This window comes from Pseudomonas sp. TH21, assembly GCF_016651025.1.
Classification (GTDB): Bacteria; Pseudomonadota; Gammaproteobacteria; order Pseudomonadales; family Pseudomonadaceae; genus Aquipseudomonas; species Aquipseudomonas aylmerensis.
The window spans coordinates 5,386,179-5,400,143 of record NZ_JAEKEQ010000001.1 but is presented as its reverse complement, the minus strand read 5'-3'; the positions used below and the strand labels follow the sequence as shown (position 1 = coordinate 5,400,143).

Here is a 13,965-nt window from a genome sequence, read left to right as displayed (position 1 = left end):
GGTCGTGTCAGTCCTCGGCCGGAGGATTCAACCGAATCCGCCGATTCTCCTGAAACCAGTGCAGCGCAATCAGGAACAGCGTCGGCACACCCAGCAGGCAGGTGATCAAGAAGAAATTGTGATACCCGAACTTCTCCACCATCACCCCCGAGTACCCACCGATCAGGCGCGGCAGCAACAGCATGATCGAGCTGAGCAGCGCGTACTGTGTGGCGGAGAACTTCAGGTTGGTCAGGCTCGACAGGTACGCGACGAAGGCCGACGTCGCCAGCCCTGAGCTGAAGTTGTCCAGGGAGATGGTGAAAATCAACATCTGCAGGTCCGGGCCCATGTCCGCGAGTGCGACGAACAACAGGTTGGTGCCGGCCGACGCCACGCCGCCGATGAACAGGATCGGCAGGATGCCGAAGCGCACAATCAGCAGGCCGCCCATGCCGGCGCCGAGCAGGGTCATGATCAGGCCGAAGATCTTGCTGACCCCGGCGATCTGGTCCTTGGTGAAGCCCTGGTCGATGTAGAACACGTTGGCCATCACGCCCATCACCGTGTCTGACATCCGGTAGGTGGCAATCAGCCCCAGCAGCAGCAAAGCCTGCCAGCGGTAACGCAGGATAAAGTCGTTGACCGGCGTCAGCACCGGCGCCAGGCCACGCCGACCCATGGCCGAGAGGCACAGGGCGGTAAGGGTGATATAGAGGATGGCGCGCAGGAAGGCGCGGTCTTCCATCAGCAGTTCCCACAGGCTCATGCCGTGGAACAGCACGCTGGCAAAGTCGGTGTTGTACAGCTGGGTAAACATCGCGGGCACCGACACCAGCAGCACGATCAGTACGAACACCGACACCAGTTGATGCACGAAGCTGTAGCGCCCGGCCTGCAGCTGGGTGCGCAATGGCACATTGGGTTCGCGCATGAACAGGGTGGTCAGCAGCGCCGGGATCATCAGCACGCCGAACAGCACATAGGTGCCGGTCCATGCCGAGTGCTTATAGTTGAAACCGGTGGAACCGAAGCCTTCGGCAAAAAACAGCGCGCCGGCCGTGGCCAGCAGGGCGGCGATCCGGTAGCCGGACATATAGCTGGCAGCGAGGGCGGCCTGGCGGCTGTCGTCGGCGATTTCCAGGCGGTAGGCGTCGACTGCGATGTCTTGCGTCGCCGAGGCAAAGGCCACGATCACCGCAATGGCGATCAGCCAGGATAGGTGTTTCTGCGGGTCGCAGAACCCCATGCCGATCAATCCGAGGATCACCAGCGACTGGGCCAGCACCAGCCAGGAACGACGACGTCCGAGTTTACCGAGCAGCGGCAGGCGCCATTGGTCGAGCAGCGGCGACCACACCCATTTGAAGGCGTATGCCAGGCCGATCAGGCTCGCATAGCCGATGGTCTCGCGGGCCACACCGGCCTCACGCAACCACACCGAAAGCGTCGAGAACACCAACATGTAAGGCAAGCCGGCGGCAAAGCCGAGCAACAACAGGACTAACGTCGAGGGGCTGGCATAGGCGGCGAGCGCGGCGCGCCAGGTTTTACGGGGCATGGGCTGGAGTCTGCCTCAGATTCACGGAAACAAAGCGCGCACTCTAACCGCTGTGCTCTACCGGGCGCCAGCCATGGCGCTGAATATCCACGCGATTGTTGCGGACTGTGATGCCTTCATCGCGCAAACGCGCGCGTTGTTCGTCGCCCGAGGCACTGCCCACGGGTAGACTTATCCGACCACCGGCACCCAGCACACGATGCCAGGGCAGTTTGGTGTCCTCGGGAAGCTGGCTCAGGGTGCGCCCCACCCAGCGCGCCGCGCGCCCCAGGCCGGCCAAGTGCGCCAACTCGCCGTAACTCACCACGCAACCTGGCGGGACCTGCGCCAATGTCAGGTACAGCGCGGTGCGGCGCATTTCGGCGGGGCTTTGCGGCGTTTCGGCGGTTGGATTCACTGGGGTCTATCCGTAGGGGGTGGCGGTCTATCTGTAAGAAACGTCTGAGAACATGGCGATGAGCATGGAACTCAACCTGAATCCTTGAGTCAGTCCTAGCTATCTAACACGATAAGTGCCCCTTTTCGCCAACCTTGAGCCTCTTACTTGCTTATGTTGTCCAGAACCCTGCTGTGCCTCGCTGTTTTCAGCGCCTCCTCGCCCTTGCTGGCCGATACCGTCTGGTTGAAGAACGGTGACCGCCTGACCGGCAAGATCAAGGTCTTCGACGGTGGCAAATTGCTGATCCAGACCGATTACGCAGGCGCCATTCCGGTCGACTGGAAACAGGTGAAAACCCTGGAAAGCGATCAGGAACTGCTGGTCAAGCAGGATGCCTACACCGGCGAGAAGGCCAAGTCGCTGAAAGCGGCGGACGATGGCAAGGTGGTCCTGGCCAATGGCGAAGCGCCCAAGACCGTTGAGTTGGCGAGCATCCAGCAGATCATCAAGCCCAAGCCTGTGATCGAAGACCTGGTGTGGAAGGGCAATGTCGACCTGGCGCTGGACTACAAGCGTGCCGACAAGGACACCAACGATTACGACGTCGACTTCAAGACCACCGCGCGGCATGGCCAGTGGCGTCATACCGGGCAGGGCGAATACAACCGCGAGTTCCAGGACGACGTGACCACCACCGACAACTGGGCGCTGGAATACGACCTCGACCGGTTCATCACCGAGCACTGGTTCTGGCAAGGCCGCCTGACCTACAAGCGCGACAAGGTCGAAGACCTGTCCCGTCAACGCACTGTCGGTACCGGCCCGGGCTATCAGTTCTGGGACGACGAATTGGGCGCGTTCTCCCTCGGTTCGCTGGTCAACCGCACCGACTATGAATACGCCGATGGCGGCAAGGACAACTTCTATTCCCTGGCCATGAAGTGGAACTACAACCGCTACCTGGTAGGCAAGACGGTCGAGTTCTTCACCAGCGGCGAGGTGGGCAAGCCGCTGTCCGGGCCGGCCGCCTATTCCCTGGATTCGGAAATAGGCCTGCGCTACAAGGTCACCGAGTGGGCCTCGCTCAACCTCAAGGCCGAGCGCGACATTATCAGCGGCGACTCGGAAAGCAGCCTGAGCAAGACCCGCTACACCGCGGGCTTCGGCGTGGCCTGGTAATCCGGCCGCGTAAAACCCGCTTGGCAACCTTTGCTGATATTGATTACCTTGTGTTGAGATCCATTCCCATATGCTATGGGCGGCCGCATACCCGAGGAGTCATACGTTGAGCACGCACGTTGCCAAGAACGCCCGAGAGCTGTTGCTCAAGGAATACCGTGGGGCTCTCTCCACATTGTCCAAGGCCATGCCCGGCTTTCCCTTCGGTTCGGTCGTGCCCTATTGCCTGGACGAGCAGGGCCGCCCGCTGATCCTGATCAGCCGCATCGCCCAGCACACCCATAACCTGCAAAAAGACCCCAAGTGCTCGCTGCTGGTCGGCGAGCGCGAAGCGGACGATGTACAGGCAGTGGGGCGCCTGACTTACCTGGCCGAAGCCGAGAAACTCGAAGACGGCGCTGCCATCGAGGCGGCCGCCGAGCGTTATTACCGCTACTTCCCCGATTCGGCCAACTATCACAAGGCCCACGATTTCGACTTCTGGGTGCTCAAGCCAGTACGCCACCGTTATATAGGTGGCTTTGGCGCGATTCATTGGGTCGACCAGCTGACCCTGGCCAATCCGTTCGCGGGCAAGGCCGAGCGCAGCATGATCGAACACATGAACAGCGATCACACCAAGGCCATCGCCCACTACGTCGCCCTGACCGGCTTGCCCACCTTCGAGCCTGCGCAATTGGCCGGTATCGACAGCGAAGGCATGCACCTGCGTATTGGCCAATCGCTGCACTGGTTGCCTTTCGCAACGTCTTGCAACACGCCGACACAAGTACGCGAAGCCCTGGTTTCATTGGCCCATGCTGAGGTCTGGCCGAAAAAAGCCAGCGCTGACGCTTGAATTCACGAAATGGCGACGTCATCTAAGGTGGACTGGCAAGGCATTCTTGCGTTGAGGAACCATTTGATGCGCCCTTTTTTGTTGCTCTTTCTGCTGTTCCCGGTGTTGGAGCTGTTCGTATTCGTACAAGTCAGCAGTGCAATCGGCTTTTTCCCGGCCCTGCTGCTGATCATTCTCGGCTCGATGCTCGGCGTTCTGGTGCTGCGTGTCGCCGGCCTGGCCACCGCACTGCGTGCGCGTGAAAGCCTGAACCGCGGCGAGTTGCCGGCCCAGACCATGCTCGAAGGCCTGATGATGGCTTTGGCGGGCGGCCTGTTGATCCTGCCGGGCTTTATCAGCGACGTGGTCGGCCTGGTCATGTTGCTGCCGGTCACCCGCAAGCTGCTGGCCGGCAAGATGCGCCAGCGTGCCGAAGAAGCTGCGATTCGCCAGCGTGCATTCGCCGATGACCTGCAACCTCGTGGTGGCCCGGCTCCGCGCCAACCCCTGGGTCGCGAAGGTGATGTGATCGAAGGCGAGTTCGAGCACCGCGACAGTAAATAACCGCTTCATTGCCACGGCACCTTCGGGTGCCGTGTTGCATTTATAGGCGGGCAGATGCAAAAAAATTTCCTGCCCGGCCCCTTGTAATAAGCTTATGCGCCCTTATGTAACGGTCACCGCAAGGTTTCTGGTGGCGACACCAGACAGACTTCCGCGTCTTGCTTGGCGAGGCGCGACCGGCACAGCCGGAATACAACCCGCCGGTACCGATACCGGCCGATGAAAAACACAATTAGGAGAGATCGACAATGAGCAAGCTTCGTCCTCTGCACGACCGCGTCGTTATCCGTCGCAGCGAAGAAGAAAAGAAAACCGCTGGCGGTATCGTTCTGCCAGGTTCGGCTGCTGAAAAAGCCAACCACGGTGTGATCGTCGCTGCAGGCCCAGGCAAGACTCTGGAAAACGGTGATGTACGTGCGCTGGCCGTTAAAGTCGGTGACAAGGTTGTATTTGGTCCTTACTCCGGCAGCAACACTGTGAAAGTCGACGGCGAAGACCTGCTGGTAATGGCTGAGAACGAGATTCTCGCTGTTCTGGAAGACTGATTTTCCCGCTCATTTTCCCGTTACTACAAAGTATTTAAGGAATATCGATCATGGCTGCTAAAGAAGTTAAATTCGGCGATTCCGCCCGTAAGAAAATGCTCACCGGTGTCAACATCCTGGCTGACGCAGTAAAAGCGACCCTGGGCCCGAAAGGCCGTAACGTGATCATCGAGAAGAGCTTCGGCGCTCCGACCATCACCAAGGACGGCGTTTCCGTCGCTAAAGAAATCGAACTCGAAGACCGTTTCGAAAACATGGGCGCGCAGCTGGTCAAAGACGTTGCCTCCCGTGCCAACGATGACGCAGGCGACGGCACCACCACCGCTACCGTCCTGGCTCAGTCGATCGTCAACGAAGGCCTGAAAGCCGTCGCCGCCGGCATGAACCCGATGGACCTCAAGCGCGGTATCGACAAGGCCACCATCGCCGTTGTTGCCGAGCTGAAAAACCTGTCCAAGCCATGCGCTGACACCAAGGCTATCGCTCAGGTAGGCACCATCTCCGCCAACTCCGACAGCTCCATCGGCGACATCATTGCCGAAGCCATGGAAAAAGTCGGTAAAGAAGGCGTGATCACCGTTGAAGAAGGCACTGGCCTGGAAAACGAACTGTCGGTTGTAGAAGGCATGCAGTTCGACCGTGGCTACCTGTCCCCGTACTTCGTCAACAAGCCAGAAACCATGGTTGCCGAGCTGGAAAGCCCGCTGATCCTGCTGGTCGACAAAAAGATCTCCAACATCCGCGAAATGCTGCCAGTACTGGAAGCCGTTGCCAAAGCCGGCCGCCCACTGCTGATCGTTTCCGAAGATGTTGAAGGCGAAGCCCTGGCAACGCTGGTTGTGAACAACATGCGTGGCATCGTTAAAGTCGCAGCCGTCAAGGCTCCAGGCTTCGGCGACCGTCGCAAGGCCATGCTGCAGGACATCGCCGTATTGACCGGCGGTACCGTTATCTCCGAAGAGATCGGCCTGAGCCTGGAAAGCGCCACCCTGGAAAACCTGGGTAGCGCCAAGCGCGTGACCATCTCCAAGGAAAACACCATCATCGTTGACGGTGCTGGCGTTGACGGCGACATCCAGTCGCGTATCAACCAGATCCGCGCCCAGGTTGCCGAAACTTCCTCGGACTACGACCGCGAAAAACTGCAAGAGCGTCTGGCCAAGCTGTCCGGCGGCGTTGCAGTGATCAAGGTTGGCGCTGGTTCCGAAGTTGAAATGAAAGAGAAGAAAGCCCGCGTTGAAGACGCCCTGCACGCAACCCGCGCAGCCGTCGAAGAAGGCGTGGTACCTGGCGGTGGCGTTGCGCTGATCCGTGCTCTGGAAGCGCTGGTTGACCTCAAAGGCGACAATGCTGACCAGAACGTCGGTATCGCTGTTCTGCGTCGCGCCGTTGAATCCCCACTGCGTCAGATCGCTTCCAACAGCGGCGACGAGCCAAGTGTTGTGGTCAACGAAGTGAAGAACGGCAAAGGTAACTACGGTTACAACGCTGCAACCAGCGAATACGGCGACATGGTTGAAATGGGCATCCTGGACCCAACCAAAGTGACCCGTTCCGCGTTGCAGGCAGCCGCTTCGATCGCTGGTCTGCTGCTGACCACCGAAGTTGCGATTGCTGACAAGCCGAAGGCTGAAGGCTCGGCTGGCGGCGGTATGCCAGACATGGGCGGCATGGGTGGCATGGGCGGCATGATGTAAGCCAGCCTTACCCCCGTACTGAAAAAGCCCCGCCTGCAGTGATGCAGGCGGGGCTTTTTTATGGGGGCTGGGGTGTCTGGATTCATGCTTGCTGGTGACAGAGGGCTTGACCGCGACAAGAGGTGTGCCAGTCACACTGTAATCGCAGGCCAGCCCGCTTCTGCGGGGTCAGCGTTCGCTCAACTGTGGCGCCGCTGGCTTCGGCGGCTTCCAGCTCAGCAATTGTTGCTTGAACCCATAACTGGCGGCTTGATAGTAGGTGATCGCCCGTTGGATCAATGGATCATCACTGCCGACCCGGACTTCCTGGCTCGCCGCCAAGGCTTGATAGTGACGACGCAAACCCAGCCGGGGACTGAGAATCGCCAGGTCCTGGCCATCAAACAGCCCCAGGTGCTGGTAGTTGCCGACCACCACGCGCGGTGGCAACGGATTGTCCTGCAACAGGTTGCGGCCAAAGAAGGTTGATTCGTAGCTGAGGTTGATCAGCCCCAGCAGCGTCGGCGCCAAGTCGATCTGGCTGGCCAGTTGTGCGGTTTCGCGGGCGTCGATCAGCTTCGGTGCATAGATAAACAGCGGAATCTGGTAGTTGCTGATCGGCAGGTCTTCCTTGCCGGCGCTGCCGGCCGTGTGGTCGGCGACGAACACAAAGATCGTGTTATCGAACCAGGGCTTCTGCCGGGCCGCCTCGAGGAATTCGCCGATGGCATGGTCGGTGTACTTCACCGCGCCGTCACGACCATTGCCGGATTTGATATCGATGCGCCCATCCGGGTAGGTGTAGGGGCGATGGTTTGAGGTGGTCATCAGTTGCAGCAAAAACGGTTGCTGCTTGGCGTAATCGGCATCGGCCAGTTTCAGGGTTTGGTGATAAAGATCTTCGTCGGCCATGCCCCAGGCATTTTTAAACGAAATTTCCGCTTCGGGCACGCTGCTCTGGTCGACCACCCGATAACCGTTGCCGCTGAAAAACGCGTTCATGTTGTCGAAGTAACCCCGCCCGCCGTAGACAAACACACTGTCGTAGCCAATCACACTGAGTTGTTGTCCGAGGCTGGCAAAGCCGCTTTCGCGGCCAATGCGCTTGACGATCGAGCGGCCCGGCGTGGGGGGAATCGCCAGGGTGATCGCCTCCAGGCCACGGTCGGTACGGGTGCCGGTGGCATAGAAGTTACTGAAGTACAGGCTCTGTTTACGCAACGCATCGAGGTTGGGCGTGAGGTTGCGCCCATCGCCATTGCTGCCCATGTATTTGGCGCTGAAGCTTTCGATGGTCACCAGCACGATGTTGGGTTTGCGCGGTGTTCCAGGGTTGGTGATCGCGCGCCGGATATCCAGCGGGTCCTGGTCGATGAAGCGCGCGTTGGGCTCACTCAGTTCCGCGCGCAACTGTTTGGCGACCACCTCGGTGGGCAGGCTTTGGTAGAACTGTGAATAGTCCAGCTCGTTGTTGCGGAAGGCGGCGAAAAACTGGTACGGGCCATTGCTCGCCAGCTCGTTGTTGTACGCGTTGCCGCCCTGGGTGCGTGGGCTGTCCTGGCTGATCAGTTGCAGGCTGAGGCCGGCGACAACCAGCAGCGCCAAGGCATTCACCACACGGCTACGCAGCGCAGGCAGCGGCGCGTTCATTGCGGCATTGAACGGCTTGCGCAACACCACACTGAAGACAATCGCAAGCATCGCCAGCAGGCTCAGCAGTTTGCCGATCGGATAGGACTCCAACAGGTTGTTCAACACCTCATCGGAATACACCAGGTAATCGACGGCAATGAAGTTGAAGCGTACGCCGAACTCATCCCAGAACAGCCACTCGGCCGCCGACGTGAACAGCATGGCAAACAGGCTGACGGTGAGCACCGCCTGCAGGAACCAGCGGTGGCCGCGGCGGCGCCACAGGGCCGGTGGGCACAGCAGCAGATACAGCCCCAACGGCAGTGCCGCATAGGCCAGGAACCCCAGGTCGTAGAGCAGGCCCACGCCAAACACCGGCAGCAGATTGCCGCCGACTTCATCCAGGTGAGCGATGAGCAGCACGCTGCGCGTGAGCAGGAATACCACTAACCAGGCACCGGTTATCAACAGCAAATAGCGCATTGGCGCTGTTTTGACAAAACCCATGTCTATGTTCCTTATATCAATGGGGGGCGATCTTCGCCCTGACACTGTAGTCAGTTTGTGAAGCTATAGTGAAAAACTCGTTCAGCCTATCAATCAGTTGAAAACCTTTATCGACGGGCCTTTCAGCTCTATCCCTGAGCCACACTTGGCCTTAAGCTGCGCGAGCCAACACGGCCGTTACCGCGTACGGAGACACTGCCCATGCGAATTTTATTGGTTGAAGACAACCGCGATATTCTGGCTAACCTGGCGGATTACCTGGGGCTGAAAGGCTACACAGTCGACTGCGCGCAGGACGGTCTGTCGGGCCTGCACCTGGCCGCCACCGAACATTACGACTTGATCGTGCTCGACATCATGCTGCCCGGCATTGATGGCTATACCTTGTGCAAACGCCTGCGCGAAGACGCGCGTCGCGACACGCCGGTGATCATGCTCACCGCCCGTGACCAGTTGGATGACCGGCTGCAGGGCTTCAAGTCCGGCGCCGATGACTACCTGCTCAAACCGTTTGCCCTGTCGGAATTGGCCGCGCGCATCGAAGCCGTGCTGCGCCGTGCCCAGGGTGGCGGTCGCCGTGCCCTGCAAGTGGGTGACCTGAGCTACGACCTCGACACCCTCGAAGTGACGCGCGAAGGGCGCCTGCTCAAGCTCAACCCGGTGGGCCTGAAACTGCTCGCGGTGCTGATGCAGAAGAGCCCGCATGTACTGCGCCGGGAGATCCTCGAAGAGGCGCTGTGGGGCGATGATTGCCCGGACAGTGACAGCCTGCGCAGCCACGTGCACCAGTTGCGCCAAGTGATCGATAAGCCGTTTGCCAAGCCGTTGCTGCAGACGGTACACGGTGTGGGCTATCGCCTGGCCGAGGGCCGAGATGGAGTTTAAGCAAAGCCTTGCCCAGCGGATCATCATCGCCTTTGCCTTGATGAGCGCGTTGGTGGCGGGAGCCTTCGCCATGGGCATCGTCGCGACGGTGCACCTGGTAGAAGAGAAGTTGATTTCGGCAGGCCTCGGCGGTGACTTGCAACGCCTGTTGCTGATGGACACTGTCGAAGATTGGCGGCACCGACCCGAACCGGACCAGCTGTTTTACTTCAGCGGCGGGCCGGGCGATTTCGAATTGCCCAAGGACCTGCGGCATCTGGAACCGGGCTTTCACGAGGTGTTTCGTGAGGCGCTGTCGTACCACGCCATGGTCGAAGTGGTCGATGGCCGGCGCTATGTGTTGCTGCAGGATCAGAGCGATTTCGAAGAGCGTGAGCGCGTATTGTTTGCGGTGGTGCTGGTGGGCTTCGTGCTCAGCCTGGCGCTGGCGGTATTCCTCGGCTGGGTGCTGGCCCGCAAGGTGATGGCGCCGGTGGTGCGCCTGGCGCGCCAGGTGCGACATCGCGATCAGTTACTCGGTCTGGCGCCGCCGCTGGCGCCGGACTACGCGGCCGATGAAGTCGGTGAGTTGGCCGTGGCCTTCGATGCCACCTTGGGGCGTCTGCGCCAGGCGTTGTCCCGCGAGCAGTTGTTTACCAGCGATGTCAGTCACGAATTGCGCACGCCCTTGATGGTGCTGGCCAGTTCTTGCGAATTGTTGCTGGAAAACCCGGCCATCGATCAGCGCGGGCGCAATCAGGTTGAGCGCATCGCCCGGGCTTGTGAGGAAATGCGCGAACTGGTGCAGACCTTCCTGATGCTGGCCCGTGCCGAGCATGACGATGGCACCATGTCGCCGCAGGTCAGCCTGGAGCAGGTCGCCGACGACTTGCTCGGTATCTGGCGCGAACCCATCGAGCGCAAGGGCCTGGAGTTGATCTATCAGCGCGGCAACCCGCTGGACACGCGCTACAACGCCACCTTTCTGCATGCGGTGATGGGCAACCTGCTGCGCAATGCCTTGCACTACACCGAGCAGGGGTTCATCCGCCTGACCCTGGAGCCGGGTGGCTTCGTGGTCGAGGACACCGGCGTGGGCATCCCTGAAGACAAGCGCGAAGCCATGTTCGAGCCTTTTGTGCGCGGCAACGAGAAGCGCGGCGATGGCCTGGGCCTGGGTCTGTCGCTGGTCCAGCGCATCTGCGAGAACCAGGGCTGGAGCGTCAGCCTGAGTACCATGGAGCCGAATGGCTGCCGCTTTCATGTCGAATTGAGTCAGGTCAAACCCTGATCCCATCCCCTGCCGCTATCCTGCCGAAGTACCCCGTACTTCGGCGAAGGTGGCCCCATGCTATTGCATGTGTCTGTAAAGTCTTGAAATGTATGAGATTGGACAGGACAAGTTTTTCACAACGGGTTGACCTGTTGATCACAGCTCGCTGCATAAGGTTGTAGGCATCAGCAACTGGAGATCCGTTGATGTCTACCCCGATCAAGCTCGAATTTTCCGAAAAGTACGACGATCAGCACGCCCACGAATATTTGCTCAAGCATCAGGACAATTTGGCTCGCCGGTTGTCCCACAAACGCGACGAGCAATTGGCCCGTGGCGCGCTGGCGATGGCCGGTGAGCCTGGCCTGGTGCTGGACCTGCCGTGCGGTGCCGGACGTTTCTGGCCGCTGCTGGCTGAAAAACCCAACCGCGTGATCATCGGTGCCGACAATTCGGCCTCGATGTTGAAGGTGGCGACGGTCGCCCAGCCGGCGGATGTGGTGAAACGGGTACGGCCCTTGCAGACCTCTGCTTTTGATATTGATTTGCCGGACAACTCGGTCGACAGCATTTTCTGTATGCGCCTGTTGCACCACATTGGTGATCCGGCGCATCGGCTGGCGATACTGCGGGAGTTTCAACGCGTTACCCGCGACAGCGTGATTATTTCGCTGTGGGTCGATGGCAATTTCAAAGCGTGGAAACGCAAGCGTCTCGAAGGACAGCGTCGCGAAAAAGGTGAGCAGGAAGGTTACCAAAACAGATTTGTGTTACCGGCTGCTACTGTTGAAGCAGAGTTTGAGCAGGCCGGTTTTCGTGTTCAGGAATCCCTGGACTTCATACCGCTCTACGCCATGTGGCGAGTGTATGTATTGCGCAAGAGGTAACAGGATGGCAGTTGAGTGCGTAGCAGGCAGTCATGTAGCGCCCGAAGAACGCTTCGATTATTTCTGGCGCCAGCAGGGCGAGTGGGTCGAGGAACCCAATCGTCGGCGTGGTGGTGAAAGTGGTGTGCAGCGAGTAACGAGTGCCAATGGCCGTTTGCTCTACAGCAAGCGCCAGACCGGACACATCTACCGCAGCTGGCTGCACCCCTTCGGACGCCCCACCGTGCTTCGCGAGCGGGATGCACTCAAGGGCCTGCGCCTCCTGGATGTACGCGTGCCGGAAATGGTCTTTTGCGAAGCACGTCGCGACCCCGAGCACCGTTGGAAGGCATTGCTGGTCACGGCCGCCCTGGAGGGCTTCGACGAGATTGAAAACTGGTACGCCGCCGGTGGTCGCGAACAGTATGGCGAGTTGGTCCACGAGCGCCTGCTCAAGGAATTGGCTGGCACCCTGGCGCGTATGCACAAAGGGCGCTGGCAGCATGGTTGCCTGTACATCAAGCACATTTTTGTACGCGTGACGGGTGAAGGCGACTCGGCCAATGTTGAAGTGGCACTGCTGGATTTCGAGAAATGCCGCCAGCGCCTGACCGCTTATCGCGCGGCTTCCCATGACATGCTGCAACTGCGCCGCCATTCGTCGTGGAACAGTACAGACTGGGAAAAACTCAGCTACTTTTATGAGACGGCGTTTGGCAGCGCTATCAAGGGTTTAACCAGATGAAGCTAGAAATAGCACGAGGTCTGTTCCTGGTTGGGGCGATGGGCGTTGCAGCCCTGGCCCTGGCAGCGTGGGAACAGCCTCGCACACAAGTACTCAGCGCGGTGCAAGGTGGCGGGCAATGCCTGTTGCCGCGCGTCGCCAAGGCGAGTGTGGCGGTCAAGCCTGATCATGAGTTGCTGTTGTTCATGTTTGGGATGTCTCAAGGGATGAGGCCGCAGAGTTGAAACGATTCAAACCCCCGAAACAGGGCCTTGCGATGCGAGGCCCTTTTTTTTTGCTTCAAATCAGGTGCAGATGGTTATCCCAAAGCCCCGCCGGCAATTCCAGCGGTTTGGCAACCAGCTGTTTCTGCCGGCAATCGTAGAAACGGCAACGGCCCTGGCCTGAGGTGACGACAAACCCATCCGCCACCGCGCCGACCCCGGCGCAGTCGGGCAACGGCCCATCCAGGCGCAGCTCGGCGCTGTCCATGTCCCAGATGAAGAAGCGGTTGCCCCGTGGTGCGGTCAACGCCACCAGGCGCAATTCGCTGTGCACCGCGACACTGGCGGTGTAATGCCCCATCGCCTGCAACTGCTCATCGGCCACCGGGAACGCCACGAACGGCTGCCCTGGCCGCTTGATCGCCAGCAGCTCGGAACGCTCCTGGGACGCGCCCATGAACTGCTGGCCGGTGAGGATGGTGCCATCGCTGGCGATCCCCATATGGCGCACGCTGTTCATCTGTTGGCCGAGGGTTTCCTTGCTGATCAGGCTGCCATCGCGGTGCATCAGCACCAGGCTTGGCTCCATCGCATTGAGGTTCATCTCCACACGGCTTTCGGCTTCGGTACGAATGCCGCCGTTGGCCACCACCAGGGTCTCGCCGTCGGGCATCCACGACACCTGATGCGGGCCGATACCGTGCGTCGAGATTTCGCCGCTGTGCACCAGCCGCTCACCTTCGAACGCGTACACCCCGAGCAGGCCACGGCCCGGGTCGGAGGTGTCGTTCTCGGTGGCATACAGCCAGTCGCCGCTCTTGTGAATCACCGCGTGGCCATAGAAGTGGCGATTGGCATTCGAGGTGATGGTCTGCAGCAGCGTGCCATCACGCAGGTCGATCAGGTAGCTCTCGGTGCCCGGGCGACGGGCGACAAACAGTGCAATCGGCAGTGTCGGGTGGTTGATGATGTCGTGGCAGCGCTGGCCGACCTGGGTGGCAAATACCGGCTTGCCATCCAGCCGATAGCCCACGGCATAGTGGTTGCCGTCCGCATCATCGCGCGCCGACAGCAGCAGCGGGCCCTTGTCTTTCTGCTTGAACAGCGTCCAGCCACCCAGCGTGAGAGCACTGAGCAGCACGCTGCCAATCGCCAAAGCCTGTCGCCTGAGCATC

14 protein-coding genes are annotated in these 13,965 nt (G+C 60.0%); 10 read left to right on the top strand and 4 right to left on the bottom strand.

The annotated features are described in order from the left end of the window. Positions 1-7: 7 nt before the first annotated feature. Entirely contained in the window at positions 8-1,540 is a 1,533-nt protein-coding gene (locus JFU04_RS23890; protein WP_065908726.1) for an AmpG family muropeptide MFS transporter, read from the bottom strand. Positions 1,541-1,583: 43 nt separating this feature from the next. Further along, positions 1,584-1,898: an MGMT family protein gene (locus JFU04_RS23885; RefSeq protein WP_207200899.1), complete on the bottom strand. Its 315-nt coding sequence runs from the start codon at positions 1,896-1,898 to the stop codon at positions 1,584-1,586. Positions 1,899-2,090: 192 nt separating this feature from the next. On the opposite strand from JFU04_RS23885, the gene JFU04_RS23880 reads away from it, so the two are divergent. The 5 genes from JFU04_RS23880 to groL all read left to right on the top strand — a co-directional run bounded on the left by JFU04_RS23880 (position 2,091) and on the right by groL (position 6,721). Then, on the top strand, positions 2,091-3,098 hold the full coding sequence (locus tag JFU04_RS23880) for a DUF481 domain-containing protein (protein WP_065908728.1): 1,008 nt from the start codon (positions 2,091-2,093) through the stop codon (positions 3,096-3,098). A 106-nt stretch (positions 3,099-3,204) separates the two neighbouring features. After that, on the top strand, positions 3,205-3,936 hold the full coding sequence (locus JFU04_RS23875) for a HugZ family pyridoxamine 5'-phosphate oxidase (RefSeq protein WP_065908730.1): 732 nt from the start codon (positions 3,205-3,207) through the stop codon (positions 3,934-3,936). A gap of 66 nt (positions 3,937-4,002) precedes the next feature. Further along, a complete protein-coding gene (locus JFU04_RS23870; RefSeq protein ID WP_016971150.1) occupies positions 4,003-4,479 on the top strand; it encodes an FxsA family protein in 477 nt (158 codons plus the stop codon). 248 nt (positions 4,480-4,727) lie between these two features. Further along, complete coding sequence (locus JFU04_RS23865; RefSeq protein WP_003175874.1) at positions 4,728-5,024, top strand: co-chaperone GroES; 297 nt, start codon at positions 4,728-4,730, stop codon at positions 5,022-5,024. A gap of 50 nt (positions 5,025-5,074) precedes the next feature. Continuing rightward, positions 5,075-6,721, top strand: a complete 1,647-nt coding sequence (groL, locus tag JFU04_RS23860; protein ID WP_034109202.1) for a chaperonin GroEL — start codon at positions 5,075-5,077, stop codon at positions 6,719-6,721. A 168-nt stretch (positions 6,722-6,889) separates the two neighbouring features. Here groL and JFU04_RS23855 read toward each other — a convergent pair whose 3' ends face one another. Beyond that, the gene (locus JFU04_RS23855; RefSeq protein ID WP_201145814.1) at positions 6,890-8,839 is read right to left on the bottom strand and encodes an LTA synthase family protein; all 1,950 of its coding nucleotides are present in this window, start codon (positions 8,837-8,839) and stop codon (positions 6,890-6,892) included. Between the two features lie 201 nt (positions 8,840-9,040). On the opposite strand from JFU04_RS23855, the gene colR reads away from it, so the two are divergent. The 5 genes from colR to JFU04_RS23830 all read left to right on the top strand — a co-directional run bounded on the left by colR (position 9,041) and on the right by JFU04_RS23830 (position 12,811). After that, positions 9,041-9,724, top strand: a complete 684-nt coding sequence (gene colR / locus JFU04_RS23850; RefSeq protein WP_003175870.1) for a two-component system response regulator ColR — start codon at positions 9,041-9,043, stop codon at positions 9,722-9,724. Next, on the top strand, positions 9,714-10,994 hold the full coding sequence (locus JFU04_RS23845) for a sensor histidine kinase (RefSeq protein WP_201145813.1): 1,281 nt from the start codon (positions 9,714-9,716) through the stop codon (positions 10,992-10,994). Before colR ends, JFU04_RS23845 begins: the two co-directional genes overlap by 11 nt. 188 nt (positions 10,995-11,182) lie before the next feature. Continuing rightward, a complete protein-coding gene (locus tag JFU04_RS23840; RefSeq protein WP_065908735.1) occupies positions 11,183-11,863 on the top strand; it encodes a class I SAM-dependent methyltransferase in 681 nt (226 codons plus the stop codon). Positions 11,864-11,867: 4 nt separating this feature from the next. Continuing rightward, positions 11,868-12,587, top strand: a complete 720-nt coding sequence (locus JFU04_RS23835; protein WP_106802715.1) for a lipopolysaccharide kinase InaA family protein — start codon at positions 11,868-11,870, stop codon at positions 12,585-12,587. Continuing rightward, a complete protein-coding gene (locus JFU04_RS23830; RefSeq protein WP_065908738.1) occupies positions 12,584-12,811 on the top strand; it encodes a hypothetical protein in 228 nt (75 codons plus the stop codon). The genes JFU04_RS23835 and JFU04_RS23830 overlap by 4 nt, the downstream gene beginning before the upstream one ends. 55 nt (positions 12,812-12,866) lie before the next feature. Here the strand turns inward: JFU04_RS23830 and JFU04_RS23825 are convergent, their stop codons facing one another. Then, the gene (locus JFU04_RS23825) at positions 12,867-13,964 is read right to left on the bottom strand and encodes a DUF1513 domain-containing protein (RefSeq protein WP_201146443.1); all 1,098 of its coding nucleotides are present in this window, start codon (positions 13,962-13,964) and stop codon (positions 12,867-12,869) included. Between the last annotated feature and the right edge of the window lies 1 nt (position 13,965).

Bases quoted from the DNA above. Each gene is read 5' to 3' on its own strand.
- JFU04_RS23865 (WP_003175874.1), top strand. From the start codon at position 4,728: ATGAGCAAGCTTCGTCCTCTGCACGACCGCGTCGTTATCCGTCGCAGC.
- JFU04_RS23855 (WP_201145814.1), bottom strand. From the start codon at position 8,839: ATGGGTTTTGTCAAAACAGCGCCAATGCGCTATTTGCTGTTGATAACC.
- colR (WP_003175870.1), top strand. From the start codon at position 9,041: ATGCGAATTTTATTGGTTGAAGACAACCGCGATATTCTGGCTAACCTG.
- JFU04_RS23880 (WP_065908728.1), top strand. From the start codon at position 2,091: ATGTTGTCCAGAACCCTGCTGTGCCTCGCTGTTTTCAGCGCCTCCTCG.
- JFU04_RS23845 (WP_201145813.1), top strand. From the start codon at position 9,714: ATGGAGTTTAAGCAAAGCCTTGCCCAGCGGATCATCATCGCCTTTGCC.
- groL (WP_034109202.1), top strand. From the start codon at position 5,075: ATGGCTGCTAAAGAAGTTAAATTCGGCGATTCCGCCCGTAAGAAAATG.
- JFU04_RS23870 (WP_016971150.1), top strand. From the start codon at position 4,003: ATGCGCCCTTTTTTGTTGCTCTTTCTGCTGTTCCCGGTGTTGGAGCTG.
- JFU04_RS23825 (WP_201146443.1), bottom strand. From the start codon at position 13,964: ATGCTCAGGCGACAGGCTTTGGCGATTGGCAGCGTGCTGCTCAGTGCT.
- JFU04_RS23830 (WP_065908738.1), top strand. From the start codon at position 12,584: ATGAAGCTAGAAATAGCACGAGGTCTGTTCCTGGTTGGGGCGATGGGC.
- JFU04_RS23835 (WP_106802715.1), top strand. From the start codon at position 11,868: ATGGCAGTTGAGTGCGTAGCAGGCAGTCATGTAGCGCCCGAAGAACGC.
- JFU04_RS23840 (WP_065908735.1), top strand. From the start codon at position 11,183: ATGTCTACCCCGATCAAGCTCGAATTTTCCGAAAAGTACGACGATCAG.
- JFU04_RS23890 (WP_065908726.1), bottom strand. From the start codon at position 1,540: ATGCCCCGTAAAACCTGGCGCGCCGCGCTCGCCGCCTATGCCAGCCCC.
- JFU04_RS23885 (WP_207200899.1), bottom strand. From the start codon at position 1,898: ATGCGCCGCACCGCGCTGTACCTGACATTGGCGCAGGTCCCGCCAGGT.